Source organism: Amycolatopsis sp. DG1A-15b, from assembly GCF_030285645.1.
GTDB lineage: Bacteria > Actinomycetota > Actinomycetes > Mycobacteriales > Pseudonocardiaceae > Amycolatopsis.
The window spans coordinates 7,164,020-7,187,827 of record NZ_CP127296.1 but is presented as its reverse complement, the minus strand read 5'-3'; the positions used below and the strand labels follow the sequence as shown (position 1 = coordinate 7,187,827).

Genomic DNA, 23,808 nt, shown 5'->3' with positions numbered 1-23,808 from the left:
GGATTACCCGCCACCCGGTATTCGGCATCTGGAAGATCTCCACCCGATCGGTGGGGTATTCCTCGCCCGCCTCGACGCGACGCCGTTCGATCCGGCGGCCCCGCGAGACTTCTTCAACCTGGCCCGCGAACGCGACCGGCAGGCCGCGCAGGCCTACGACCCGGCCGCGGCGGGCGCTGCGGTCGGTGACCCGCGACGCGGCCGTGTTCCTCGGCCGGGCGGCACCGCCGGGACGATCACCCCCGGCCGGTCGATGCGGCGAACGCCAGGTCAGTGCGGTTGCCGGTGCACGGCTGCTGCTGAACGCCCGGTAATCTCGGCCGGTCTGGGACTTGGCTCGAGGGGGATGTGTGGCGCTCACAGGGCGGAAGCTGGCGTGGTCGCTCGCGGTGCTCGAGGTCGCCGCCGTCGTCCTGGTCCTGCTGCTGAAGCGGTTCGACGGCCTCGACCTCGAGGTCTACCTGGGCGGTGCGAAGGCGCTGGCCGAGCAGGGCTCGCCGTACGACGCGTGGGTGCCGACCACACACCAGATCCTGCTTCCGTTCACGTACACGCCGTTCGCCGCGGCGGTGTTCCTGCCCGGCACGCTGCTGCCGTTCGCGGTGACGATGAAGCTGGTCAGCATCGCGTCGATCGTCGCGACCGGCGTGGTCGCGTACCTCTACGTCGCGACGCTCAACGGCTCGCTGACCGACGCTTCGCAGGTCCGCGGCCGGGCGGTGGCCGCGCTGGTCGCCATCGGCGCGCAGCTCGCGGGCGCCTTGCTCGAGCCGGTGCGCTCGACGCTGGGCTTCGGGCAGATCAACGCGCTGCTCATGGTGCTGGTGGTGCTGGACGTGCTGCTGCCCGGTGAGCGCAAGCGGACGAAGGGCCTGCTGATCGGCGTGGCCGCGGCGATCAAGCTGACCCCGGCCGTCTTCGTCGTGTACTTCCTGTTCCGCCGCGACTTCCGCTCGGCCGCGCGGGTGGCCGGCGGGTTCGTGGTGGCCGGGGCGCTGCTGTGGCTGATCCGGCCGTCGGCGTCCTTCACCTACTGGACGAAGCTCGTCTTCGACGCGGGCCGCATCGGCGGTGTCGACTACGTCGGCAACCAGTCCCTGCACGGCCTCACCGTGCGCGCCGGCCTGCCGGAGCTCGGGTGGGTGCTGGGCGCACTGGCCGTGATGGCCCTGGTCGCGGTGATCATCGTGCGCGCCGCCGAGCCGGTGCTCGGGCTCACCGCCTGTGCGCTCGGCGGGCTGCTGGTTTCGCCGATCTCGTGGACTCACCACTGGACGTGGTGCGTGCCGATCCTCGTCCTCGCCGGGTGGTACGCGTGGCGCTTCGACCGGGTGGTCCGGTGGGTGGCGGCCGCGGTCGTCGTCGCGGGCCTGACGCTGTTCATCGTCGGGCCGATGTGGTTCGCCCCGCGGCCAGCGCCGTCGCCCGGCTGGTGGCTGGCGACGGAGTCGTACGAGCTGTTCGGCGTCGCTCTGCTGCTCCTCGCCGCGTTCGGCGCCCGCCGCCTGAGCGCGAAGAAGGGGACCCCCGCCGTCGAAACGGCGAAGGTCCCCTCCGCGGAGCCTCAGGTCAGCTGAGCCGCTCGACCACGTATTCGACGGCCTGCGTCAGCTTGGTGACGTCGTCCGGGTCGATGGCCGGGAACAGGCCGACGCGCAGCTGGTTGCGGCCCAGCTTGCGGTACGGCTCGGTGTCGACGATCCCGTTGGCGCGCAGCACCTTCGCGACCGCGGCGGCGTCGACGTCGTCGCTGAAGTCGACCGTGCCGACGACCTGCGAGCGCAGGTCCGGGTCCTTCACGAACGGCGTCGTGTAGCTCGTCTTCTCGGCCCACTCGTACAGGCGCGAGGAGGAGTCCTTCGTGCGCGAAGTCGTCCAGGCGAGGCCACCCTGGCCGTTCATCCACTCGATCTGCTCGGCGAGCAGGAACAGCGTGGCCACGGCCGGGGTGTTGTACGTCTGGTCCTTGCGGGAGTTGTCCAGCGCGGTGGTCAGCGACAGGAACTCGGGGATCCAGCGGTCGCCGCCGCCGATCTCGCCGATCCGCTCGACCGCGGCCGGGGAGGCCAGCGCGATCCAGAGCCCGCCGTCCGCGGCGAACGACTTCTGCGGCGCGAAGTAGTAGACGTCGAAGTCCTCGGCCTTGACCGGGAGACCGCCGGCGCCGGAGGTGGCGTCGATCGCGACCAGCGCGTCACCGGAGCCTTCGGGGCGGCGGACCGGCACGGCCACGCCGGTGGACGTCTCGTTGTGCGCCCAGCCGACCAGGTCGGCGCCGGCTTCGTAGGCGATGTCCGGCGCGCTGCCCGGCTCGGCCTTGACCACGATCGGGTCGGCCAGGAACGGCGCGCCCTTGGTCACGGTGGCGAACTTCGAGGAGAACTCGCCGTAGGTGAAGTGCTGCGCGCGCTCGCGGACCAGGCCGAAGGCGGCCGCGTCCCAGAACGCCGTGGTGCCGCCGTTGCCGAGGATCACCTCGTAGCCCTCGGGCAGGGAGAACAGCTCGGACAGGCCCGCCCGCACGCGCCCGACGAGGGACTTGACCGGCTTCTGCCGGTGCGACGTGCCGAGGTAGGTGGAGCCGGACTCCGCCAGCGCACTCAGCTGCTCGGCGCGGACCTTCGACGGGCCGCAGCCGAAGCGGCCGTCGGCCGGCTTGAGGTCGGCGGGGATGGTCAACTCAGCGTCGGTCATGCGGCCAGTCTCTCAGGTCGGGACGCGGCTGGTGAAGGTGGGATTCGCCGTTCCGGGCAGTGGGACGGCCGGGGCGGCGCCGTCCTGGTGCCCCTGGTCGCGAGCGGCGGCCGGACCACGACGACGACCCTCACGGCGCCGAGCTCGCCGGCGCTCATCGGCGAACACCGCGGTGGGGGTAAAAACACGGTTACCGCCGCGCCGGGCCGCCGGTAGCGTCGTCGGCCGTGACGACTGTGCAGCAGAGCTTCCCGGTGCCGCCCGAAGTGCTGTGGAACGCGCTTCCGGCCGGCGTGGCCGCGATCGGCGGGCGGCAGCCGGTCTACGACGGGCCGCGCGGCTTCGCCACCTGCCGCACCGGGATGTCGATCCTGAGCTGGGGCCAGCACGTCAACGTGACGGTGTCGCCCTCCGGCGGCGGCTCGACGCTCACGATCATGACCGTGCTCAAGCTCGGCGTCTGGGACTGGGGCGAGGGCAAGCGCATCGCCAACCGGTTCGCCGCCGCGGTCGCGTATTCGGCGGGCACCGCCGCCCTGAGCTGAGGGTCCCGCTCGCCACCCTGGGGGTGCGAGCGGGGCCCGTCCTCGGCGTCAGCGCCAGTCTTCGACGCCGCCGGGCACCGGCGCGGCCGGGTCGTACGGCGTGCGGGTGAAGACGAACGTCGCCAGGTCGAGGTGGGTGGCGACGCCGCCGGCGTCCCGGCCCACTTCGAGCGTCTCGCCGGCGTAGTAGCCGTCGAGGCCGACGTAGGTGTCCTTGCCGGTGGCGCGGAAGCGCGAGCTGCGCCCGGCGCCTTCGACCGGCGCGAGCAGCAGCAGCCCGTCGGCCTGGACGCGCAGGTGGTAGGGCGTCGGCCCCCAGTGCCAGAGCCCGGTCAGCGCGAGCAGCTCGGGGTCGGCGGGCGACGGCAGCCACTCGGCGGGCAGCCGCGGCTCCAGCTCGTCGGTCATCGTGATGAGGTCCAGGCAGAGCTGGGTGATGCCGACGCCGGACGTCGAGTTGGCGAGCACGAGCGCGCCGGTCCGCGCGGCCGGGTCGACCAGCGTCACGGCCAGGAACCCGGGCATCGAGCCGGTGTGGCCGGCGAACCGGCGGCCCTGGTAGCGCACGAGCATCAGGCCGAGGCCGAACCCGATCGTCCAGACGTCGGTGTCGTCGACGGTGACCATGGTCCGCATCTCGGCGACCGTTTCCGGCGCGAGCACACCGCCGGTTTCGCCGCCGAGGAACGCCGTCCAGCGGCCGAGGTCCCGCGCCGTCGACCACAGCTGCCCGGCGGGGGCCATCGCGCCGGCGTCCGGGCTCGGCTCCGGCAGCAGCACGTCGGCGAAGGGGTGCACGGCGAAGCCCTCGGCGTGCGCGCCGACCGGGTGCGGGGTGGTGCGGGTCATCCCGAGCGGGCCGAGGACCTCTTCGTCGAGCACGGAGAGCCAGCCCTTGCCGCGGTGGCGGGAGAGGAGCTCGCCGAGGACGCCGTAGCCGACGTTCGAGTAGTGGAAGCGCGCGCCCGGCCGGTGCTTGGTCGCGCCCTCGGCGAGGCTGCCGACCAGCGCGTCCCAGTCCGCGCCCGGGGTCCGCTCCCACCAGAGGCCGGGGGATTCGGACGTCAGGCCGGAGGTGTGCGACAGCAGCTGGGCGACGGTGGCGGCACCGAAGGGCGTGCCCGGGACGTGCTTTTCGAGCGGGTCGTTGAGGTCGAGGAGGCCTTCGTCGCGCAGCCGCATGACGGCGGTGGCGACGAGGGTCTTCGTGATCGAGCCCAGCCGGTACTGGGTGTCGGTACCGGGTGTTTCGCCGCCGACGCGCCCCCGGCCACCGGACCAGACGATCTCCCCGTCCCGCACGACGGCGGCGACCAGCGACGGAGCCCGGCAGGTGGCCTGCTCGTGGGCGATCCGGCGGAGCAGGGCGAATTCGGTCGAGGCAAGCATGGAGGCATTCTGCCGCGCGACGGCGGGCGAAGCAGGCCCTGGGCCGGGCTCGGCCGGTGCCGGGGTCAGCCGAGGAGGTTTCTGGCCATCGCCGTGGTCACCGCGGCGGTGCGGTCCGAGACGCCGAGCTTGCCGAACACCCGCAGCAGGTGGGTCTTCACCGTGGCCTCGCTGATGTGCAGGGCGCGGCCGATGTCGGCGTTCGTGCCGCCCTTCGCGACCAGCCGGAGGACCTCCACCTCGCGGGCCGACAACGGCTGCGGCTCCGGGTTGCGGACGCGGTTGACCAGCTTCCCCGCCACCGACGGCGCCAGCACCGTCTCGCCGCGCGCCGCCGCGCGGATCGCGTTCGCCAGCTCCGCGCGGGAGGCGTCCTTCAGCAGGTAGCCCGACGCGCCGGCCTCCACCGCGCGCAGGATGTCGGCGTCCGTTTCGTACGTCGTGAGCACGACGATCCGGCGCCCGGGCTGCTCGCGCAGGATCCGCTTGGTGGCGCCGACGCCGTCGAGGCCGGGCATCCGCAGGTCCATCAGCACGACGTCGGGGCCGGCGACCCGGTCGAGCGCGACGGCTTCGTCGCCCGAACCCGCTTCGCCGACGACCGTGAGGTCCGGTTCCGCTTCGAGCATGCCGCGGAGGCCTTCGCGGACGACGGGGTGGTCGTCGACGAGCATGACGCGGATCAAGCCGGCACCTCCAGGGTGAGTTCGGTGCCGCGGGGGCCACTTCGGACGCTCAGTCTGCCACCGACCTGCTCGGCGCGGGACCGCATCCCGCGCAACCCGAAACCCGTGGCGTGGTCCGGGTCGAAGCCGGCGCCGTCATCGCGCACCGACAGCCGCACCGAACCGTCCACAACGGACAGGTGAACCGACACCGCCGACGCGGCCGCGTGCCGGCGCACGTTGTTCAGCGCTTCCTGCGCGCCCCGCAGCAGGACCACTTCGGCCGCCATGCCGATCGCCGGCAGCGCATCGTCCACTTCGTACTCGACCGGCACGCCGGTCTCGTCGGCGAGCCGGTCGGCCTGCCGCCGGAGGGCGTCGACCAGCGAACCGGCCGCGAGGTCCGCCGGGGCCAGCGCGGCGACCATCGCGCGTGCCTCCGCCAGGTTGTCCCGCGCGGTGCGCGCGGCCAGCTCCGCGTGCCGCCGCGCCGCGGCGGGGTCGGTGTCCAATTCGGACTCGATGGCCTGGGCGAGGGTGACGATGCTGGTGAACCCCTGGGCGAGGGTGTCGTGGATCTCCTGGGCGAGCCGTTCGCGCTCGGCCGCGGTGCCCGCCTCCCGGGAGAGCCGGACGACCTCGGCCTGGCTCTCCTCGAGCCGCGTGATCAGGTCGGCCCGCCCCCGGCTCTCCTCGACGACGTGCAGGATGAACTTGCCCGACAGCACGCCGAACACGACGAGGATCGCGGTCATCGGCAGCAGGATGTGCAGCGTCGGGCCGCGCAGCCCGTTGTTCACGATCGACGACGCCGGGCTCATCAGGATCACCGCCGTGGTGAGCACCGCGGCCGGGCGGAATTCGAGGGTCGAGAACAACAGCGGGCAGACCATGAACAGGATGAAGCTGGTCGTCGTGTTGGCGAGCATCGCGACCGCGACCAGCGCCACGACCACGAGCGCCAGGGCCCAGCGTTGCCGCAGGTGCCCGTCGTCCCGCACGACCCGGCGGCCCCACAGCAGGTAGGTCAGCGCCAGTGCGGTCAGCGCCCCGACCGCGACCGCCGTGCGCACCGGGTCGCCCTCGTCCAGCACCACCAGCACGGTCGTGGCCAGGTACGCCACCGCGAAGAGGATCTCCCAGAGCCAGTTGAACCGGTCCCAGGCGTCCCTCACTTCCCGTCGGTCCACCGGAAGGTCAGCCGCGCCAGCACCGCTCCCGCCACGCACCAGATCGCCAGCACCAGCGCCACCCGCGGCAGTTCCCATGTCCCGGCCATCTCCATCCTCACGGCGCCGTCCGGCAGGAAGACCGACCGGAAACCCTGGCAGATCCACTTCAGCGGGAAGAACGACGCGATGTCCACCATAACTTTCGGCAGGTGCGTGATCGGCGAGACGAACACACCGGAGATGAACTGCAGCACCAGGTACAGCATCTGCACGATGGCGACCGCACCGTTGGTGGACTTCGCGAGCGAGCTGATCGCGATCCCGAGCAGGGTGCACGAAACGATGCCGAGCGCGAAGACCCACAGCAGCGTCAGCCACTTCGCCGGGTCGGACGGCAGCTTCAGCCCGAACAGCAGGACGGCGACCCCGGCCATCAGCACCGTCTGGGCCAGGCTGGACACCGCGACCAGCGCCATCTTGCCGATGAAGTACGACGCCGCCGGCATCGGCGTGCCGCGCAGGCGCTTGAGGGCCCCGGTTTCCCGGTCGGCCGTGACGCCGGTCGCGATGCTGTTGAACGACGTCGACACGATGCCGGAGCCGATCATCCCGGCGGCCAGCAGCTGGCCGGACGTGACGCCGTCGAGCGCCGTCGGACCGTCCAGGATGGACCCGAGCAGGACCATCAGCACCGCGGGGAGGGAGAAGGTGAAGACCACCTGTTCCTTGTTCCGGAAGAACTGCCGCAGCTCGGAGCCGCCGCGGGCGAGCCCGAGGAAGAGCGGGCCGGGAAGTGTCAGAGGTGCTTTCCGGGGGTTCCGGGTGGCGGAGCCCCCGGCCTGGGGCGAAGCCCCGGATGCCGCAGTAGTCACGCTTTGTCTCCGATCAGGTCGAGGTAGATGTCCTCCAGGCTCGGCCTGGTCACGGTCAGCCCGGCGAGCTCTCTACCCCCAGCAGAGAGCTCGGTGACGAGCTTGGTCGGGTACGCGGTGCGCTCGACGTGCTCGCCGCGTTCGTCGATCCAGCGCACGGTGGCCTCGGCGGCCGCCCGGCCGCCCAGGTTCTGCGGCGTGTCCTGGGCGACGATCTCGCCACGCGCGATGACCGCGACGCGGTCCGCGAGCGCTTCGGCCTCGTCCAGGTAGTGCGTGGTGAGCAGGATGGTGGTGCCCTCGGCGGCGAGGTCGCTGATCAGCGCCCAGAACTGCCGCCGCGCCTCGGGGTCGAAACCGGTGGTCGGCTCGTCGAGGAAGAGCAGCTCGGGGCGCCCGATGATGCCGAGTGCGACGTCGACGCGGCGGCGCTGCCCGCCGGACAGCGCCTTGATCCGCGTTCCGGCCTTCTCGGTGAGCCCGACCTTTTCGATCACTTCGTCGGGGTCGCGCGAGTCGGGGTAGTACTTCGCGAAGTGCCGGACGGTCTCGGCGACGCTCAGCTCGGCGGCGTCGGTCGCCGTCTGCAGGACGATCCCCAGCCGGGCCCGCCACGCGCGGCCGGCCTTGGCGGGATCCTCGCCGAGCACGGTGACCTCGCCGGCCGTCCGCCGCCGGTGCCCTTCGAGGATCTCCACGGTCGTGGTCTTCCCCGCGCCGTTCGGGCCGAGCAGGGAAAACACCTCGCCCTGGGCGATCTCCAGATCGAGCCCGGCCACCGCGAGGTGACCGGGGTACTGCTTGCGCAGGCCGCGCACGCTGACTGCTGTGGTCATGCTCGAAGCCTGGTCGCTCGGGCTGCCCCAGCCCACCAACGGCCGACTGAATCCGGCTGTCCACCGATCGGTGGACACGCGGGCTTGGTTTCCCGTGGAACCACGAAAACGCTGTCATACAAGCAAAAATCCGAACATCCCGGCCTGCGGAACCGCCGCGCGGGTGAACGCACTGTTGACAAGTTGTCTAACATGACAGAATGTCTCACAAGTGGGTGACCGCCAGCGACGGTGTCCGCCTCTCCGTGACGGTCGACGGCCGGAGTGCCGGGCCCACGGTCGTGCTCGTGCACGGCTACCCGGACAACAGCTCGATGTGGAGCGGAGTGGCGGCCGAGCTGACGGCGAAGCACCGCGTCGTCACCTACGACGTCCGCGGGGCCGGACAGTCGGACAAGCCATCGGGACGCGCGTCCTACCGGCTGGACCAGCTGGCCGACGACCTGCGTGCGGTCGTCGACGCGGTGCAGCCCACCGGCAAGGTGCACCTGGTCGCCCACGACTGGGGCTCGATCCAGACGTGGCACGCCATCACCGGGGAAGGTCTGCGCGGGCGGATCGCCTCCTACACGTCCCTCTCCGGCCCGAGCCTCGACCACGCCGGCGCGTGGTTCCGCGCCCAGCTGCGCCGCCCGACGCCGAAACGGCTCAAGAACGCGCTGAGCCAGTTCCTGCACTCGTGGTACATCCTGGCGTTCCAGGTGCCGTTCATCCCGGATCTGCTGTGGCGCACCGGCTTGCTGGGCAAGCAGATCCAGCGGATGGAACCGGACGCGGCGCCCCCGGAGAAGTCCGACGGCCTGCACGGTCTCCAGCTCTACCGCGCCAACATGTTCACCCGGCTGTCGCGCCCCGCGCCCCGCCCGGCTGACATCCCGGTTCAGGTGCTGGCACCGACCGGTGACGCCTACGTCACGACGCCGCTGCAGACCGAGGTCTCCCGCTGGGTGCCCGACCTGCGGATCCGCCGGATCGTCGGGACGCACTGGGTGACCAGGGCGCGGCCGGACGTGGTGGCCGCGGCGGCCGCCGAGCTGATCGACTACGCCGAAACCGGCGCCGAAAGCCGGGGGTTGCGCCGGGCCCGCGTCGACGCCGGGCCGTTCGCGCACAAGCTCGTCGTCGTCACCGGGGCGGGCAGCGGGATCGGCCGCGCCACCGCGCTGGCCTTCGCCGAGCGGGGCGCCGACGTGGTCATCACGGACATCGACGCATCCAGTGCCGCGGAAACCCGGAAGCTGCTGGGCGATCACGGTATCGCCGAGTACACAGTGGACTCGTCGGACGGCGAGGCCGTGCACCGCTTCGCCGAGCGGGTCCGCGCCGAGCACGGGGTGCCCGACATCGTGGTGAACAACGCGGGCATCGAGCCGGTCCCGGGCACCCCGCCCGGGGACCGTTACGCCGACCTCTGGAGTGTGATCCACGGCTGCCGCGCCTTCGCGCCGATGCTGGCCAAGCGCGCCGAAGGCGGTCAGATCGTCAACCTCGCCTTCGCGGCTGCCACCTTGCCCTCGGACCTCCTCGCCGCGTACGCCACGACGAAGGCGGCCGTGCGGACGCTGAGCGGCTACCTCCAGGACGAGCTGGCGGCGGACCACATCGGCGTCACGGCGGTGTGCCCGGTCGGCGGGCTGCCCGAGCGCGTCGCGCGGGATGTCGTGCGTGCCGCGGAAAAGCCCATCGCGACCGTCCCGGCGCCGTGACCGACCGCCGGCCGCGGCGGATGTCGCCGCAGGCGCGCCGCGACGACCTGATCCGCGCCGCGCTCGACCTGTTCGGCTCGCGAGCGCCGGAACTGGTCACCGTGGACGACATCGTCGCGCGCGCCGAGGTGTCGCGGCCGTTGTTCTACCGGTACTTCTCGAGCCTGCGGGAACTGCAGGTCGAGGCCTTGCGCACGGTCACCGACGGGCTGATCGACGGCTTGGCCGGGCTCGAGGAAGGCCCGCCGGAGGCGCGGTTGCGCGCGGCCGTCCGCGGCCTGATCGACGTCGCCGACCACTACCGCGCGGGGTACATCGCCCTGCTGCGCAGTGGTTCGGTGATCGCGACGTCCGAGACGGACGCGGCGATCGACGAGGTCCGCAACCGCGCGGTGGCCCTGATCCTGGGTGCCCTCGGCGTCGAGGATCCTTCGCCACTGCTCTCGCTGACCCTGCGCTGCTGGACGGCCGTCGTCGAGGGCGCCCTGCTGAGCTGGCTGCAGGAACGCAGCGTCACGCGCGAAAACCTCGACACCTGGCTGGTCGACCAGCTGACGGCCATGCTCGCCGCCACCGCCGGACACGAACCGGCCGGCGCCGCGGAGGCACCGGCCGGTTCGTGAGCGAGCGTCAGTGCTTGGTGACGAGCTCCCAGCCCTCGACGTCCTCGGGGCTGCGCGGCGCCGGGCCGACGTACTTGGCCGACGGCCGCACCAGGCGTCCGGTCCGCTTCTGCTCCAGGATGTGCGCGGCCCAGCCGGCGGTGCGGGCCGAGCTGAACATCGCGGGCATCATGTGCGGCGGGACCTGCGCGAAGTCCAGGATGACCGCGGCCCAGAACTCGACGTTGGTCTCGATCGGGTGATCCGGGCGCCGCTCGCGCAGCTCCTTCAGCGCCGCCTGCTCCAGCGCGGCGGCCGCCTCGTAGCGGGTGGCGCCCAGCTCCCGGCACGTCCGGCGCAGCACGCGCGCCCGCGGGTCTTCGGCGCGGTAGACGCGGTGGCCGAAGCCCATCAGGCGTTCCTTGCGGTCGAGGATGCCCTTGACCAGGCCTTCGGGGTCGCCGGTGCGCTCGACCTCTTCGATCATCGGCAGCACGCGCGCCGGGGCACCGCCGTGCAGCGGGCCCGACATCGCGCCGATGGCGCCGGACATCGCCGCCGCCACGTCCGCGCCGGTGGACGCGATGACGCGGGCGGTGAAGGTCGAGGCGTTGAGGCCGTGCTCGGCGGCCGACACCCAGTAGGCGTCCAGGGCCTTGACGTGCGCCGGGTCCGGCTCGCCGCGCCAGCGGATCAGGAACCGCTCGGTGATGGAGTGGGCCTCGTCGACGCGGGTCTGCGGCACCGCGGGCTGGCCGATGCCGCGCGCCGACTGGGCGACGTAGGACAGCGCCATCACCGAGGCGCGGGCCAGCTGCTCGCGGGCCTCTTCGTCGGTGATGTCCAGCAGCGGGCGGTAGCCCCAGATCGGGGCGAGCATGGCCAGCGCGGCCTGGACGTCCACCCGGACGTCACCGGTGTGCACCGGCAGCGGGAAGGGTTCGGCGGGCGGGAGGCCGTGACCGAACCGGCCGTCCACGAGGAGGCCCCAGACGTCGCCGAAGGTCACCTTGCCGGCAAGGTCCTCGATGTCGACGCCGCGGTAGCGCAGGGCACCGCCGTCCCGGTCGGGTTCGGCGATTTCGGTGTGGAAGGCGACGACGCCCTCCAGGCCCGGTCGGAAGCCGTCGTCGGGTTGGCCGGACGGCTGTGGCTTGCTGATCGTGGAGGTAGTCACTGTTTCGCGGGACCTTTCGGTGCGCTTTTTCCCCGGCTGGTTGGTGCTGGTCGCGCGGTTGGGATTGAGCGCACTGAACGCGCGCCACATCGCACGGATGGATAGACCTTGCTCTCTTGACCGGCCACTGGCAATCGAAAGATGTGGTGGTTTCGGTCACGATTACGAGAACGATTCAGTCACCGAAGTCCGGCGACGGGAGAATTTCTCGCCACGGAGTGTGACGAAGCCCAGGTAAATCCTGTGTTTCCGAACCCGGCGCTCCCGCGTTTCGGGTGATAGACCTAGCGGATGCACCTCAGCCCGCAGGAGCGCGACAAGCTGCTCATCCACGTGGCGGCCGACGTCGCGCGGAAGCGGCTGGACCGCGGCGTCCGGCTCAACTACCCCGAGGCGGTCGCGCTCATCACCGACCACGTCCTCGAAGGCGCCCGCGACGGCCGCACGGTCAGTGAGCTGGTGGCCAGCGGCCGGAGCGTGCTCGCCCGGGCGCAGGTGCTGGACGGCGTGCCGGAGATGGTCGACTCCGTGCAGGTCGAGGCCACTTTCCCGGACGGCACCAAGCTCGTCACCGTGCACGACCCGATCGTGTGAAAGGCAGCGGCATGCGCCCTGGCGAGATCATTCCCGGTGACGAGCCGGTCGAGCTGAACCCCGGCCGCGCGCGCGTCCGGCTGCTGGTGCGGAACCTCGGCGACCGGCCGGTGCAGGTCGGCTCGCACTACCACTTCGCGGCCGTGAACCCGGGGCTCGAGTTCGACCGGGACGCCGCCCGCGGCCACCGGCTCGACGTCCCGGCGGGGACGTCGGTGCGCTTCGAACCCGGCGTGGAACGGGAAGTCGATCTCGTCCCGCTCGCCGGCGCTCGGCGCGTCCCCGGGCTGCGGTCCGAATTCGCAGGAGACTTCTGAAATGCCGCAGATCGACCGCGAGCGCTACGCCGAGCTGTTCGGCCCGACCACCGGCGACCGGATCCGGCTGGCTGACACCGACCTGCTGATCGAGGTCACCGAAGACCGATCGATGGGGCCTGGCGGCTCCGGCGACGAGGTGCTGTTCGGCGGCGGCAAGGTCATCCGCGAGTCCATGGGCCAGGGCACCGCGACCCGCGCCGAGGGCGCACCCGACCTGATCATCACCGGCGCGGTGATCCTCGACCACTGGGGCGTCGTCAAGGCCGACGTCGGGGTGCGCGACGGCCGGATCGTCGGCATCGGCAAGGCGGGCAACCCGGACACGATGGACGGCGTCGACCCGGCCCTGGTCATCGGGCCGTCCACCGAGGTGCTGTCCGGCAACGGCAAGATCCTCACCGCCGGCGGGATCGACTGCCACGTCCACTTCATCTGCCCGCAGCTCGTCGACACGGCGCTGGCCGCCGGGCTGACCACTTTGGTCGGTGGCGGCACCGGCCCCAACGAGGGCACCAAGGCCACGACCGTCACACCCGGCGCGTGGAACCTCGGCCGGATGCTGTCCGCCATGGACGGTTATCCGGTCAACGTCCTGTTGCTGGGCAAGGGGAACACCGTGCGGCACGAGGCGCTGCGCGAACAGCTGGCGGCGGGGGCGGGCGGGTTCAAGCTCCACGAGGACTGGGGCACCACCCCGGCCGCCATCGACGCTTGCCTGACCGTCGCCGACGAAGCCGGTGTCCAGGTGGCCATCCACACGGACACGCTGAACGAGGCGGGCTTCCTGGAATCCACTGTGGACGCCATCGGCGGCCGCTCGATCAACGCCTACCACACCGAAGGGGCCGGTGGCGGGCACGCGCCGGACATCATCCAGGTCGTCTCGCTGCCGAACGTGCTGCCGTCCTCGACGAACCCGACCCGCCCGCACACGGCCAACACCCTCGACGAGCACCTCGACATGCTGGTGGTCTGCCACCACCTCAACCCCTCGGTGCCCGAGGACCTGGCCTTCGCCGAGAGCCGGATCCGCCCGACGACGATCGCCGCCGAGGACGTGCTGCACGACATGGGCGCGATCTCGATGATGAGCTCCGACTCGCAGGCGATGGGCCGGATCGGCGAGGTGATCATCCGGACCTGGCAGACCGCGCACGTGATGAAACGCCGCCGCGGCGCCCTGCCGGGCGACGGCGCGGCCGACAACCTGCGTGCCCGTCGCTATGTCGCCAAATACACGATCAACCCGGCCATCGCGCACGGCATGGAGACCGAAATCGGCTCGGTCGAGGTCGGCAAGCTCGCGGATCTCGTGCTGTGGGAGCCGAAGTTCTTCGGCGTCCGCCCGCACGTGGTGCTGAAGGGCGGCTTCCCGGCGTGGGCGGCGATGGGCGACGCGAACGCGTCCATCCCGACCCCGCAGCCGGTCCTGGCGCGGCCGATGTTCGGTGCGTCGATCGGGGCCGCCCTGAGCCTGCACTTCGTCGCGCCCTCCGCTTTGGACAGTGGCTTGCGCGAGACCTTCGGCATCACCCGGCCGCTGGTGGCGGTGTCGAACATGCGCGCCCGGACGAAGGCGGACATGGTGCTCAACGACACGACACCGGACGTCCGCGTCGAACCGGACAGCTTCGCGGTGCACGTCGACGGAGAGCTGATCGAACCGCAGCCGGTGACGGAACTGCCGATGGCGCAAAGGTACTTCCTGTTCTGATGGACCTTTCGGCGCTGATCCTCGCGGACTCCCGCTTCCCCGGCGGCGGGCACGTCCACAGTGGCGGACTGGAAGAGGTCGTTGCGCGAAAACTGGTGACTGCGGTGCGGGATCTGCCGGGATTCCTTTCCGGACGGTTGCGGACGGCGGGCTTCCTGGCGGCGGTTTTCGCCGCTGCTTCGGCACACGCCGCCGCGCGATCCGTCTCCGGTGGACACTGGGCTCGGTTGGATTCCGAACTCGACGCGCGCACCCCGTCGCTCGCTCAGCGGGAGGCTTCGCGGGCGCAGGGACGGGGAACCGCACGGGCCGGCCGGATCGCGTGGCCGTCTCCCGTGCTGGAGGGGTTGCTGGCCGAGACTCCGCGGCCGCACCACCCGATCGTGCTGGGCGCGCTGGCCGGCGTCGCGGGTGGTTCGCCGTACGACGCCGCGATGGCGGCCGCGTACGTGTCGGTCAGTGGCCCGGCGAGCGCGGCAGTGCGGTTGCTCGGGCTGGACCCCTTTGCCGTCAACGCCGTGGTCGCGCGGCTCGACCTGCGTTCGGTGTGCACGGACGCGGCCGCGGTGGCGGGCGACGACCCGGCGTCGCTGCCGTCGCCGGGGTCGCCCGCGTTGGATCTGTTCGCCGAGGCCCACGCCCGGCACCACCAGGAAGAGGTGCGTCTCTTTGCCAGCTGAGCACGGTCACGGTCATTTCCACGAGGTCAACTTCGACCCGACGGCCAGCGAACCCGACCACTACGACGCCGCGCCGACGGCCGGGCGCGCGTACCGGATCGGCATCGGCGGCCCGGTCGGCTCGGGCAAGACGGCGCTCACCGCGGCGTTGTGCCGCGCGCTGGGCGACGAGATCCGGCTCGCCGTCGTCACGAACGACATCTACACGACCGAGGACGCGGACTTCCTGCGCCGCGCGGGCGTGCTGGACCCGGAGCGGATCGAGGCGGTGCAGACGGGCGCGTGCCCGCACACCGCGATCCGCGACGACATCACCGCGAACCTCGACGCGGTCGAGCGGCTCGAGGAGAAGTTCCCCGGCCTGGACCTGGTGATCATCGAGAGCGGCGGCGACAACCTCACGGCGGTGTTCAGCCGGGGTCTGGCGGACAGCCAGATCTTCGTGGTCGACGTGGCGGGCGGCGACAAGGTGCCGCGCAAGGGCGGCCCCGGCGTCACGACGGCGGACCTGCTGGTGATCAACAAGATCGACATCGCCCACCTGGTCGGCGCGGACATGGCCGTGATGACGTCGGACGCGCACCGGATGCGGGGTTCGCTGCCGGTGATCACCCAGTCCCTTGTGGACACACCGGACGCGCCGGCGGTCGCCGACTGGGTCCGCTCCCTGCTGTGAAGGCCCACGCGCGGCTGACGGCGTGCTTCGACGGCTCGCGCACGGTGTTGCGGGAGCTGCGCTCGATGGCGCCGCTGACGTTGTTCCCGCGCCGGCGTTCCGGTGCGACGGCGGTGGTGCACCTGGTGAACTCGGCGACCTCCCCGCTGGGCGGGGACGACCTGCTGCTCACGGTGCGGGTGGGGCGGGGTGCTTCCCTCCGCTTGTCGGGCGTGGCGGCGACGCTGGCCCTGCCGGGGCTGCACGGCGAGTCTTCCGTATCCACTGTGGACATCGTGGTGGAGCCGGGCGGTTCGCTGGAGTACCTGCCGGAGCCCACGGTGATCACGGCGCGGGCCCGGCACAGTGCGGTTTTCCGGGCTTCGCTGGCTTCGGATGCCTACCTGCACACGCGGGAGGTGCTCGTGCTGGGGCGGGCCGGGGAGAGCCCGGGGTCGCTGACGACTTCGTCGTCGGTCACAAGGGGTTCGCTGCCGGTGCTGCGCCAGACGCTTTCGGTGGGGGATGCGGGGCTGGACGGCAGCTTGGCCGTGCTGGCGGGACGCCGGGTACTGGCCACGGACCTGGTCGTCGGCGGCCCGGAGGAGCCGGCGGCTTCGGGTGAGTGGTGGTCCCGCAGCCCGCTCGCCGCGGGCGGCACGCTGGTGACTTCCCTGGCGCCGGACGCCGTGACGGCGATGAAGGGGCTGGCCGAGGCCGGGGTCCCGGCGTTCTGAGCAGCCCCCGTTTTCCACGCTACCGGGAGGTACCGACGGTTTCGGGTGGTCCGGAACCCTCAGAACTTCGTGCCCAGCCAGGTCATCGCCGCCGGCCCGCCGATCGAGACGCCGCCGATGTGTTCCAGCAGCGGGAACTCCTGCCACGTCACCGCCGCGCCCAGGGACCGCCAGCGGTCGCGCAACGCCGTTCCGACGCTGAACGGGATCAGCTCGTCCAGCGTCCCGTGGTACAGGTACACCGGCGCTTCCGGCGCGGTCGTGCCCAGGTGGTTCTCCGCCAGCCGGGCCTGCCAGTGCGGCTCGTGGATCGGGTCCGGCACCGTCACGAAGTCCCGCAGGTGCGCGAACGGTGCCGCCGCACCCAGCTCGATCGTGCACGCCTCCGACACCCGGGCCACCGCCTCGCGGCCGCGGTCGTTCAGGATCGACGCGAACGGGACGTCGGGGTACGCCGCGGCGAAGCCGGTGGCCGCGCCGAGGACCAGGCCGAACGCCGCGCCGCCGTCGTTGGCGGCGAACACCGCGTTCAGGTCCGCCGGGACCCCGCCGGCCGCCACGCCGACGACGTTCAGCGAAGGCGCGTACGTGGCCTGCAGTTCGGCTGCCCACGCCGCGGCCTGGCCGCCCTGCGAGTAGCCGAACACGCCCACCGGGCCGGCCGGGGAGAGCCCCGCGCCGGTCACCCGGGAAGCGGCCCGCGCCGCGTCGAGCACCGCCCGGCCTTCGGACTGGCCGACCGCGTACGTGTGCGGTCCCGGCGTGCCGAGCCCTTCGTAGTCGGTGACGACGACGGCCCAGCCCCGCGTCAAGGCCTGCGCCAGCAACGCGCTTTCGTTCTCGACGCCGTGGGCCAGCAGGTTCGAGGGCGCGCACTGGTCGCCGAGGCCGTGCGTGCCCACCGCGTACGTGATCAGGGGCCGCGGGCCGCCCCGCGGCCACGGCGTCGGCGGCACCAGCAGCGTCCCGGAGACGGCGTTCGGTTCGCCGGTCGCCGAGGTCGAGCGGTAGACGAGGTGCCAGGCCTTGACGGGTGCCGGGAACGGACCGATGAACACCGTCGTGGGCCGCTGTTCGAGGAGGACACCCGGGTCCGCGTGCGCGGAGGGGGAGGCTGTCACGAAAAGGAGCGCGACGGCGACCACTAACCGACGAAGCATCGTTGCCTCCGGCTGTTTGGTAATCGAGGTTTTCACAATTTAGCCAGCCCGGTAGGATCCGGCAATCCCTCAGAAGGAGGACACCCCCGTTGGCTCGCACGTACGGCGGCGTCGCACCCGAACAACGTCGCGCCGACCGCCGCGAACGGCTGCTCACGGCCGGTCTCGAGCTGTTCACCACCCTCGGCTTCCGGCAGACGAAGATCACCGAGGTCTGCGCCCGCGCCGGCGTGTCGACGCGGAACTTCTACGAGGAGTTCACCGGCAAGGAGGACGTGCTGCGCACCCTCCACGACCGGATCAACAGCCTGGCGCTGGAGCACGTCACCGCCGCGCTAGGCAAGGTCGCCGAGGCCGACGCCATGACCCGGATCGCCACGCTGCTCGACGTCTTCATCGACACGGTCACCGTGGATCCCCGGCTCCCGAGGCTCAACTACGTCGAAGCCGTCGGCGTCAGCGCGGAGCTGGAAGAGCAGCACCAGGTGTGGGTCGACCGCTGGGCGACCTTCATCGAAACGGAGGCGCGGCACGCGGCCGAGCACGGCGCCGCGCCCGACCGCGACTACCGGCTGACGGCGATCGCGCTGGTCGGCGCGGCCACCGGGCTGCTGCGCGAGTGGCAGGCGCACGAGCCGCCGCTGCCGGTGGAGGACGTCGGCGCGGAGCTGCGCGCGCTGATGCTGGCGGCCATCATGCGACCCGGAAAGATCTTGGAAAGCCCCGGCAACCCCGGCGCGTCCTCCGGCGTGGAAGAGACGAGCCGGGCGGGGGAGCAGGGGGGAGCCCGGCGAACGTGAGGGCCCTTTCCCGGCGTCCGCGCCGGGAAAGGGCCCTCATGGACGTCACGTCGTGCGGACCGCCGGCAGGCCGAGCGCGACCGGGCCGGTCGTCTGGCACAGGTCGTGGCAGGTGTTGTCGAGTGTGCAGCACAGCGAACAGATCGGGCCGTCCTGCTTCGCGCAGTCGGCGACGTCCGGCAGTTCGTACGGATCGCCGCAGACCGAGCAGGTGTGCGTGGCACGCAGGTCGACGTCGGTGTCCGGGCCGGCGACCGTGTTCGGCCGGGCCAGGTAGTACTTGCCCTTCGTTGCGACCGCGAGCGTCGGCACCAGCACGATCGCGATGACCAGTGCCAGCAGCGGGCTGAACGCGGCCAGGAACGGCCCGAACGCGCCGAAGTAGGCCGCGATCGACACCGCCGACGCGACCACCATCGAGCCGAACCCGACCGGGTTGATCTTGTGCAGGTAGGCCCGCTTGAACTCGATGTAGCGCGGCGAGAGGCCCAGCGGCTTGGCGATCACCAGGTCGGCGCAGACGGCGCCGATCCACGCGATGGCGACGTTCGAGTAGAAGCCGAGGATCTTGTTCAGGAAACCGAACGCGCCGAACTCCATCAGCGCGAGCGCGATCCCGCAGTTGACCAGCACGTACCAGACCCGGCCGGGGTGCTTGTGCAGCACGCGGGAGAAGAAGTTCGCGAACGACAGCGAGCCGGAGTAGGCGTTGGTGGTGTTGATCTTGATCTGCGAGACGACGACGAAGAGTGCGGCGAACGTCAGCGCCACCGGCCCGAGCGCCGGTTTCACCGCTTCCAGGTACGGCGCGATCGGTTCCAGCGCGTGCGTCTTCCCGACGACACCGAGGGCGAGGAACGCCAGCAGCGCGCCACCGATCTGCTTCGCGGCCCCGAGGATCACCCAGCCGGGTCCGGCGGCGAGCACCGCGGCCCACCACGACCGCTTGTTCTCCGTGGTCTTCTCCGGCATGAACCGCAGGTAGTCGGCCTGTTCGCCGATCTGCCCGATCAACGACAGCGCGACGCCCATGCCGAGGCCGAACCCGATCGCGGAGAACCCGGAGCCGGTGCCCTCGGTGCCGCCGAAGTGCGCGAACTCGGCGAACTTGCCGGGCTCCCGGACCAGCACGACGACGAACGGCAGCACCAGCCCGGCGAGCCACAGCGGCTGCGTCCAGGTCTGCATCTTCGCCACCGCGCCCATGCCGTAGAGGGCGAAGGGCAGCACGATGAGCGTCGCCAGGAGGTAGCCGATGGGCAGCGGGATGCCGAGGGCGAGCTCGAAGGCCTGGCCCATGATCGAGCCTTCGAGCGAGAAGAAGATGACGGTGAAGCTCGCGTACACGAGCGACGTCAGCGTCGACCCGAAGTAGCCGAAGCCCGCTCCGCGGGTCAGCAGGTCCATGTCCACTCCGGACTTCGCGCAGGCGGCCGCGATGGGCACGCCGGTCACGAAGATGACGAGGGCCGCGGCGAGGATCGCCAGGACGCCGGAGGTGAAGCCGTAGGAGAGCACGATGCTGGCGCCGATCGCGAAGTCGGCGAGGTAGGCGATGCCGCCCAGCGCCGTCGTCGCGACGACGAACGGGGACCATTTCCGGAACGAATGAGCGGCGAAGCGCAGTGAGTAGTCCTCGCGGTTCTCGTTCGCCGCGAGCGGGGCGTACCGGCGTTTCGGCGGGGCGCTTTCCTCGGCTTCTTCGGCGTTGGACAGGGTCTCGGTCATGCCTGCCTCCGGGGTGGTGGGGAACGGGCCGAAGGTAGGCGTTTCCTGTATCGATCCTGGTCCGGCGGGTAACGCGGGGGTTACAGCTTGTTGTCCAGCGGTTACGGCCTGGTGGCGGGACGGGGGTGGCGGGTGTCACCGTTCAGTGGGTTCCGCTGCCGCGCGCGAGGCCCTAACGTGCGCAGGAGCCGAAGTGACAGCTGCCCCGACCGGGTACGGAGGTTTGGCGATGATGCCGGAGATCGAGGACCAGGTGGAAGACGCCGTAGTGCGCCTGCCCGGAATGCGCGTGGCCTACGACGGGGCGGCGTTCGACGAATCCGCGCTGGCGGCCACCTGGACCGACCAGTTGCAAGGCTGGCTGAACCAGGCCGTGGCCGCCGGCATCGCCGAGCCGAACGCGATGGTGCTGGCGACGGCGGACGCCGAAGGCCGCCCGTCGTCCCGGACGGTCCTGTGCAAGGGCCTCGACGACCGCGGCGTGGTGTTCTACACGAACTACACGTCCTCGAAGAGCCACGACCTGACGGCGACCCGGTACGCGTCGGTGACGTTCCCCTGGTACGCGCTCCACCGCCAGGTCCACGTCCGCGGCGAGGTCGAGAAGGTCGGCGTCAAGGAGACGGCGGAGTACTGGGCCCAGCGCCCCCGCGGCTCCCAGCTGGGCGCGTGGGCGTCACCGCAGTCCCGTGTGGTCGATGGGCGCCGGGCGCTGGACAACGCGCTGCACGGCATCGAGCGGCGGTTCGCGGACGTGGAGCAGATCCCGGCCCCACCGCACTGGGGCGGCTGGCGGATCCGCCCGGACCTGGTGGAGTTCTGGCAGGGCCGCGAGGACCGCATGCACGACCGGCTGCGATACGTCCGCAACGACGACGGCTGGAACATCGAGCGCGTGGCGCCTTGATCGTGCCGGCTGTCCACATGCCGGTCGTGGTGTGGACAGCCGGGCTCCGGCGGCCGCTTTTCCGGCTTTTTGCCGGAGGGGCGCGATACGCTGGACAAGGGCACGCCCCCTACCTTTTTCGTGGCTGCCGCCCAGGGAGTTGTGGTCGCCAGGCCGGGCATGCTTACGCCCCCCCGTCGAAGGCATGATCTGGGGGGGGTGTCACGGGTCGCGCCAAGACCGACGCCCGAGACGCGTTCATCATCGCCGACGCCGCCCGCTCCCGACCGCACACACTGCGCCCGGTCGACGTCGGCGACGAAGCTCTGGCCGAGTTGGAGGTGCTGGTCGGGTTCGACGACGACCTGGCCGGCGAAGCGACCCGCTTCAGCGACCGCATCCGCGGGCTGCTGACCGGGATCCATCCCGCCCTCGAACAGGCCATCGGACCGCGGATCAGCCACCCAGCGGTGCTACAAATTCTCTCCCGCTGCGGCGGGCCGACCGGATCGCCAAGGCCGGTCGCCGCAAACTGACCGCGATCGCCAAGGCCCACGCGCCTCGCATGGGTGAGCGGCTGGTCGAGACGATCATGACCGCGCTCGGCGAGCAGGTCGTCACCGTCCCGGCCAGCATCAAGGGTGAACACTCGGCCCGGACCGGCAACCGCCAGCTCAAACGCGCGTTCTTCCTCGCCGCGTTCGCTGCCTTGTCCGATCCGACCAGCCGGGCTTACTACGACCGCAAGCGGGCCGAGGGCAAGAAGCACAACGCCGCGCTGATCTGCCTGGCCCGACGCCGCTGCGACGTCCTCTACGCCATGCTCCGCAACGGCACCCACTACCGCCAACCAACTCCCGCTGCGGCTTGACAACCACAGAGGGACACCCCCGGAGTGGGCGAGGCTGCGTTGGCGGGGGCTGGGCGAGGTAAATCACCTGCGCGGAGATAGTTAGCCCCGCTAAGCTGATGCGTTGTGACTGGTGAACCGGGGACCCTGCCGCCCCGCTCGGGCTTGCGCAAGGTCCTCGGCCGCATCATCGTCGACACCCGGCCGCTCAAGATCCCGGCCTTCCGGCGGCTCTGGCTGTCCACTGTGGTCACCGCCGTCGGCACCCAGCTCACCGCCGTCGCCGTGCCCAAGCAGGTCTTCGACCTCACCGGGTCCTCCGCCTACGTCGGGCTCACCGGGCTCGTCGCCCTCGTCCCGCTGCTGATCTTCGGGCTCTGGGGCGGCGCCGTCGCCGATGCCGTCGATCGGCGGAAGCTGCTCGTTGTCACCAACGTCCTCGTCGCGATCACCTCCGCCCTGCTCTGGCTGCAGGCCTTCCTGAACTTCGGCTCCGTCTGGCTCGTCCTCGGGCTGCTCGCCGTCAACCAGGCGCTCTTCGCGATCAACATGCCCACGCGCGGCGCCGTCGTCGCGCGGCTCGTGCCCGCCGAACTGCTGCCGTCGGCGAACGCCCTCAACAGCACCATGTCCACCTTCGGCGCCGTCTTCGGGCCGCTGCTCGCCGGTGCGCTGATCCCCGTCCTCGGCCTCTCCACCCTCTACCTGATCGACGTCGTCGCGCTGACGATCACCCTCCTCGCCGTCTGGCGGCTGCCGTCGATCCCGCCGGTCAACGGCCCCTCGCGCCGCGCCGGGCTGCGGGACGTCGTCGACGGCTTCCGGTACCTCGCCGGGCAGAAGATCCTGCTGGCCTCCTTCGTCGTCGACATCATCGCCATGGTTTTCGGGATGCCGCGGGCGCTGATCCCGGAGATGGCCGAGCGGACCTTCGGCGACCCGCCCGGCGGCGGCCCCGCGCTCGGCTGGCTCTACGCCGCCCTGCCGCTGGGGGCGATGCTGATCGGGCTCTTCTCCGGCTGGCTCACGCGCATCCACCGCCAGGGCGTCGCGGTCGTCGTCGCGATCTGCGCGTGGGGCGCGGCGGTGGCCGCGTTCGGGCTCGCGCACTCGCTGTGGCTCGCCGTCGTCTTCATGGCCCTGGCCGGCGCCGCGGACATGGTCAGCGCCGTCTACCGGATGGCGATCCTGCAGGTCGCGACCACCGACGAGATGCGCGGCCGGCTCCAGGGCGTCTTCACGGTCGTCGTCGCCGGCGGCCCGCGGATCGCCGACCTCACCCACGGCTGGGGCGCCGCCGCGTTCGGCACCACGGTCGCGGCGAGCGTCGGCGGCCTGCTGGTGATCGTGCTCGTCTGCGCGTCGATGTTCGTGCTCCCGGCCTTCTGGCGATACCGGGCACCCACGACGTAGGCAGATCGGGTTATGGTGCGAACATGCGTACCGTAGTTGTCGCTTTTGTCGCCTTTGCCGCGCTGACCGCCTGCTCGTCCGGGGACGAACCGTCGAAAGCTCCTTCGTCCTCCGCGGCCCCGAAGCCGAAGCCGGCGCCGAGTACGAACGCCGCCGCCGGGTCGCTCGACCCGTGCAAGCTGCTGCCCGCCGAGGCCGTGTCGAAGGCGCTGTTCCTCGACAACCTCCAGGCGGTGCCGGGCCCGGTCCAGGACAACGCGGCCAACGGCGGCAAGGCGCGCACCTGCGAGTACCAGCACGACGGCAAGGCCGCGGGCGCGCTCGCGGTGACCCGCTACGAGGGCAAGCAGGGCAAGCCCGCCGAGATGCTCGCGTCGATCAAGAAGGCGAAGCCGGGCGCGCAGGACGTCCCGGGCTTCCCGGACGGCGCCGTCTACTACGTCGACGGCCAGAAGACGGCGACCCTCGCCTCGGCCGAGCTGGTGGCGGGCACGCCGGTGCTGGTCAACTACACCGGCCCGGCGAAGATGACGCCGGAGCAGCTCGCACCGCTCGTCAAGCAGGCCCTCGCCGCCGGCTGATCAACCCCAGCCCAGCTGCCGCTCGCGCCGGT

Annotated in this window: 23 protein-coding genes and 1 pseudogene; 15 read left to right on the top strand and 9 right to left on the bottom strand. The window is 71.5% G+C overall.

Going from position 1 to position 23,808, the window contains the following annotated elements; translation table 11 throughout:
• The first annotated feature begins 350 nt into the window (after positions 1-350).
• On the top strand, positions 351-1,577 hold the full coding sequence (locus QRY02_RS32940) for a glycosyltransferase 87 family protein (protein ID WP_285986709.1): 1,227 nt from the start codon (positions 351-353) through the stop codon (positions 1,575-1,577).
• Here QRY02_RS32940 and serC read toward each other — a convergent pair.
• The gene (serC, locus tag QRY02_RS32935; protein ID WP_285986708.1) at positions 1,570-2,694 is read right to left on the bottom strand and encodes a phosphoserine transaminase; all 1,125 of its coding nucleotides are present in this window, start codon (positions 2,692-2,694) and stop codon (positions 1,570-1,572) included. The two genes, QRY02_RS32940 and serC, sit on opposite strands and share 8 nt — an antisense overlap.
• A 227-nt stretch (positions 2,695-2,921) precedes the next feature.
• Here serC and QRY02_RS32930 point away from each other — a divergent pair, with 227 nt between their 5' ends.
• Positions 2,922-3,239: a hypothetical protein gene (locus QRY02_RS32930; protein WP_285986707.1), complete on the top strand. Its 318-nt coding sequence runs from the start codon at positions 2,922-2,924 to the stop codon at positions 3,237-3,239.
• 48 nt (positions 3,240-3,287) lie between these two features.
• On the opposite strand, the gene QRY02_RS32925 is transcribed toward QRY02_RS32930, so the two are convergent.
• The 5 genes from QRY02_RS32925 to QRY02_RS32905 all read right to left on the bottom strand — a co-directional run bounded on the left by QRY02_RS32925 (position 3,288) and on the right by QRY02_RS32905 (position 8,173).
• A complete protein-coding gene (locus tag QRY02_RS32925) occupies positions 3,288-4,628 on the bottom strand; it encodes a serine hydrolase domain-containing protein (RefSeq protein ID WP_285986706.1) in 1,341 nt (446 codons plus the stop codon).
• A 65-nt stretch (positions 4,629-4,693) separates the two neighbouring features.
• Positions 4,694-5,314 carry a response regulator transcription factor gene (locus QRY02_RS32920; RefSeq protein WP_285986705.1) on the bottom strand — a complete coding sequence of 207 codons (621 nt, stop codon included), beginning with the start codon at positions 5,312-5,314 and terminating at the stop codon, positions 4,694-4,696.
• On the bottom strand, positions 5,311-6,468 hold the full coding sequence (locus QRY02_RS32915) for a sensor histidine kinase (RefSeq protein WP_285986704.1): 1,158 nt from the start codon (positions 6,466-6,468) through the stop codon (positions 5,311-5,313). The genes QRY02_RS32920 and QRY02_RS32915 overlap by 4 nt, the downstream gene beginning before the upstream one ends.
• Entirely contained in the window at positions 6,465-7,265 is an 801-nt protein-coding gene (locus QRY02_RS32910) for an ABC transporter permease (RefSeq protein WP_285993978.1), read from the bottom strand. The genes QRY02_RS32915 and QRY02_RS32910 overlap by 4 nt, the downstream gene beginning before the upstream one ends.
• Positions 7,266-7,333: 68 nt before the next feature.
• The gene (locus QRY02_RS32905; RefSeq protein ID WP_285986703.1) at positions 7,334-8,173 is read right to left on the bottom strand and encodes an ABC transporter ATP-binding protein; all 840 of its coding nucleotides are present in this window, start codon (positions 8,171-8,173) and stop codon (positions 7,334-7,336) included.
• 215 nt (positions 8,174-8,388) lie between these two features.
• On the opposite strand from QRY02_RS32905, the gene QRY02_RS32900 reads away from it, so the two are divergent.
• Complete coding sequence (locus QRY02_RS32900) at positions 8,389-9,879, top strand: SDR family oxidoreductase (RefSeq protein ID WP_285993977.1); 1,491 nt, start codon at positions 8,389-8,391, stop codon at positions 9,877-9,879.
• 20 nt (positions 9,880-9,899) lie between these two features.
• A complete protein-coding gene (locus QRY02_RS32895) occupies positions 9,900-10,502 on the top strand; it encodes a TetR/AcrR family transcriptional regulator (protein ID WP_285993976.1) in 603 nt (200 codons plus the stop codon).
• Between the two features lie 7 nt (positions 10,503-10,509).
• Here QRY02_RS32895 and QRY02_RS32890 read toward each other — a convergent pair whose 3' ends face one another.
• A complete protein-coding gene (locus QRY02_RS32890; RefSeq protein ID WP_285986702.1) occupies positions 10,510-11,658 on the bottom strand; it encodes a citrate synthase 2 in 1,149 nt (382 codons plus the stop codon).
• A gap of 291 nt (positions 11,659-11,949) precedes the next feature.
• On the opposite strand from QRY02_RS32890, the gene QRY02_RS32885 reads away from it, so the two are divergent.
• From QRY02_RS32885 to QRY02_RS32860, 6 genes are read left to right on the top strand one after another with little or no spacing between them, the layout of a single operon-like run.
• The gene (locus QRY02_RS32885) at positions 11,950-12,252 is read left to right on the top strand and encodes an urease subunit gamma (RefSeq protein WP_285986701.1); all 303 of its coding nucleotides are present in this window, start codon (positions 11,950-11,952) and stop codon (positions 12,250-12,252) included.
• A gap of 11 nt (positions 12,253-12,263) precedes the next feature.
• On the top strand, positions 12,264-12,569 hold the full coding sequence (locus QRY02_RS32880; protein ID WP_013230176.1) for an urease subunit beta: 306 nt from the start codon (positions 12,264-12,266) through the stop codon (positions 12,567-12,569).
• A 1-nt stretch (position 12,570) separates the two neighbouring features.
• Positions 12,571-14,286 (top strand): urease subunit alpha, encoded by a 1,716-nt coding sequence (locus tag QRY02_RS32875; RefSeq protein ID WP_285986700.1) that lies wholly within the window; start codon positions 12,571-12,573, stop codon positions 14,284-14,286.
• Positions 14,286-14,966, top strand: coding sequence for an urease accessory protein UreF (locus QRY02_RS32870; RefSeq protein WP_285986699.1), 681 nt, complete (start codon positions 14,286-14,288; stop codon positions 14,964-14,966). Before QRY02_RS32875 ends, QRY02_RS32870 begins: the two co-directional genes overlap by 1 nt.
• The gene (gene ureG, locus QRY02_RS32865; protein ID WP_285986698.1) at positions 14,956-15,642 is read left to right on the top strand and encodes an urease accessory protein UreG; all 687 of its coding nucleotides are present in this window, start codon (positions 14,956-14,958) and stop codon (positions 15,640-15,642) included. The genes QRY02_RS32870 and ureG overlap by 11 nt, the downstream gene beginning before the upstream one ends.
• Positions 15,639-16,358: an urease accessory protein UreD gene (locus QRY02_RS32860; RefSeq protein WP_285986697.1), complete on the top strand. Its 720-nt coding sequence runs from the start codon at positions 15,639-15,641 to the stop codon at positions 16,356-16,358. Before ureG ends, QRY02_RS32860 begins: the two co-directional genes overlap by 4 nt.
• A 59-nt stretch (positions 16,359-16,417) precedes the next feature.
• On the opposite strand, the gene QRY02_RS32855 is transcribed toward QRY02_RS32860, so the two are convergent.
• The gene (locus tag QRY02_RS32855; RefSeq protein WP_285986696.1) at positions 16,418-17,518 is read right to left on the bottom strand and encodes a lipase family protein; all 1,101 of its coding nucleotides are present in this window, start codon (positions 17,516-17,518) and stop codon (positions 16,418-16,420) included.
• An 89-nt stretch (positions 17,519-17,607) separates the two neighbouring features.
• On the opposite strand from QRY02_RS32855, the gene QRY02_RS32850 reads away from it, so the two are divergent.
• Positions 17,608-18,318: a TetR/AcrR family transcriptional regulator gene (locus QRY02_RS32850; protein ID WP_285986695.1), complete on the top strand. Its 711-nt coding sequence runs from the start codon at positions 17,608-17,610 to the stop codon at positions 18,316-18,318.
• A 45-nt stretch (positions 18,319-18,363) separates the two neighbouring features.
• Here QRY02_RS32850 and QRY02_RS32845 read toward each other — a convergent pair whose 3' ends face one another.
• Positions 18,364-20,046: a purine-cytosine permease family protein gene (locus QRY02_RS32845; protein ID WP_285986694.1), complete on the bottom strand. Its 1,683-nt coding sequence runs from the start codon at positions 20,044-20,046 to the stop codon at positions 18,364-18,366.
• Between the two features lie 229 nt (positions 20,047-20,275).
• On the opposite strand from QRY02_RS32845, the gene pdxH reads away from it, so the two are divergent.
• The 4 genes and pseudogenes from pdxH (at position 20,276) to QRY02_RS32825 (ending at position 23,776) form a co-directional block, all read left to right on the top strand.
• Entirely contained in the window at positions 20,276-20,953 is a 678-nt protein-coding gene (gene pdxH, locus QRY02_RS32840) for a pyridoxamine 5'-phosphate oxidase (protein ID WP_013230168.1), read from the top strand.
• Between the two features lie 206 nt (positions 20,954-21,159).
• Positions 21,160-21,803 (top strand): annotated as a pseudogene (locus tag QRY02_RS32835) (IS110 family transposase); the annotation flags it as partial.
• Positions 21,804-21,929: 126 nt separating this feature from the next.
• Positions 21,930-23,195: an MFS transporter gene (locus QRY02_RS32830; RefSeq protein ID WP_502874286.1), complete on the top strand. Its 1,266-nt coding sequence runs from the start codon at positions 21,930-21,932 to the stop codon at positions 23,193-23,195.
• Positions 23,196-23,218: 23 nt separating this feature from the next.
• On the top strand, positions 23,219-23,776 hold the full coding sequence (locus tag QRY02_RS32825; protein WP_285986692.1) for a DUF3558 family protein: 558 nt from the start codon (positions 23,219-23,221) through the stop codon (positions 23,774-23,776).
• Positions 23,777-23,808 lie beyond the last annotated feature (32 nt).

Bases quoted from the DNA above. Each gene is read 5' to 3' on its own strand.
- QRY02_RS32925 (WP_285986706.1), bottom strand. From the start codon at position 4,628: ATGCTTGCCTCGACCGAATTCGCCCTGCTCCGCCGGATCGCCCACGAG.
- QRY02_RS32855 (WP_285986696.1), bottom strand. From the start codon at position 17,518: ATGCTTCGTCGGTTAGTGGTCGCCGTCGCGCTCCTTTTCGTGACAGCC.
- QRY02_RS32880 (WP_013230176.1), top strand. From the start codon at position 12,264: ATGCGCCCTGGCGAGATCATTCCCGGTGACGAGCCGGTCGAGCTGAAC.
- serC (WP_285986708.1), bottom strand. From the start codon at position 2,694: ATGACCGACGCTGAGTTGACCATCCCCGCCGACCTCAAGCCGGCCGAC.
- QRY02_RS32885 (WP_285986701.1), top strand. From the start codon at position 11,950: ATGCACCTCAGCCCGCAGGAGCGCGACAAGCTGCTCATCCACGTGGCG.
- QRY02_RS32870 (WP_285986699.1), top strand. From the start codon at position 14,286: ATGGACCTTTCGGCGCTGATCCTCGCGGACTCCCGCTTCCCCGGCGGC.
- QRY02_RS32875 (WP_285986700.1), top strand. From the start codon at position 12,571: ATGCCGCAGATCGACCGCGAGCGCTACGCCGAGCTGTTCGGCCCGACC.
- QRY02_RS32845 (WP_285986694.1), bottom strand. From the start codon at position 20,046: ATGACCGAGACCCTGTCCAACGCCGAAGAAGCCGAGGAAAGCGCCCCG.
- QRY02_RS32895 (WP_285993976.1), top strand. From the start codon at position 9,900: ATGTCGCCGCAGGCGCGCCGCGACGACCTGATCCGCGCCGCGCTCGAC.
- QRY02_RS32905 (WP_285986703.1), bottom strand. From the start codon at position 8,173: ATGACCACAGCAGTCAGCGTGCGCGGCCTGCGCAAGCAGTACCCCGGT.
- pdxH (WP_013230168.1), top strand. From the start codon at position 20,276: ATGATGCCGGAGATCGAGGACCAGGTGGAAGACGCCGTAGTGCGCCTG.
- QRY02_RS32825 (WP_285986692.1), top strand. From the start codon at position 23,219: ATGCGTACCGTAGTTGTCGCTTTTGTCGCCTTTGCCGCGCTGACCGCC.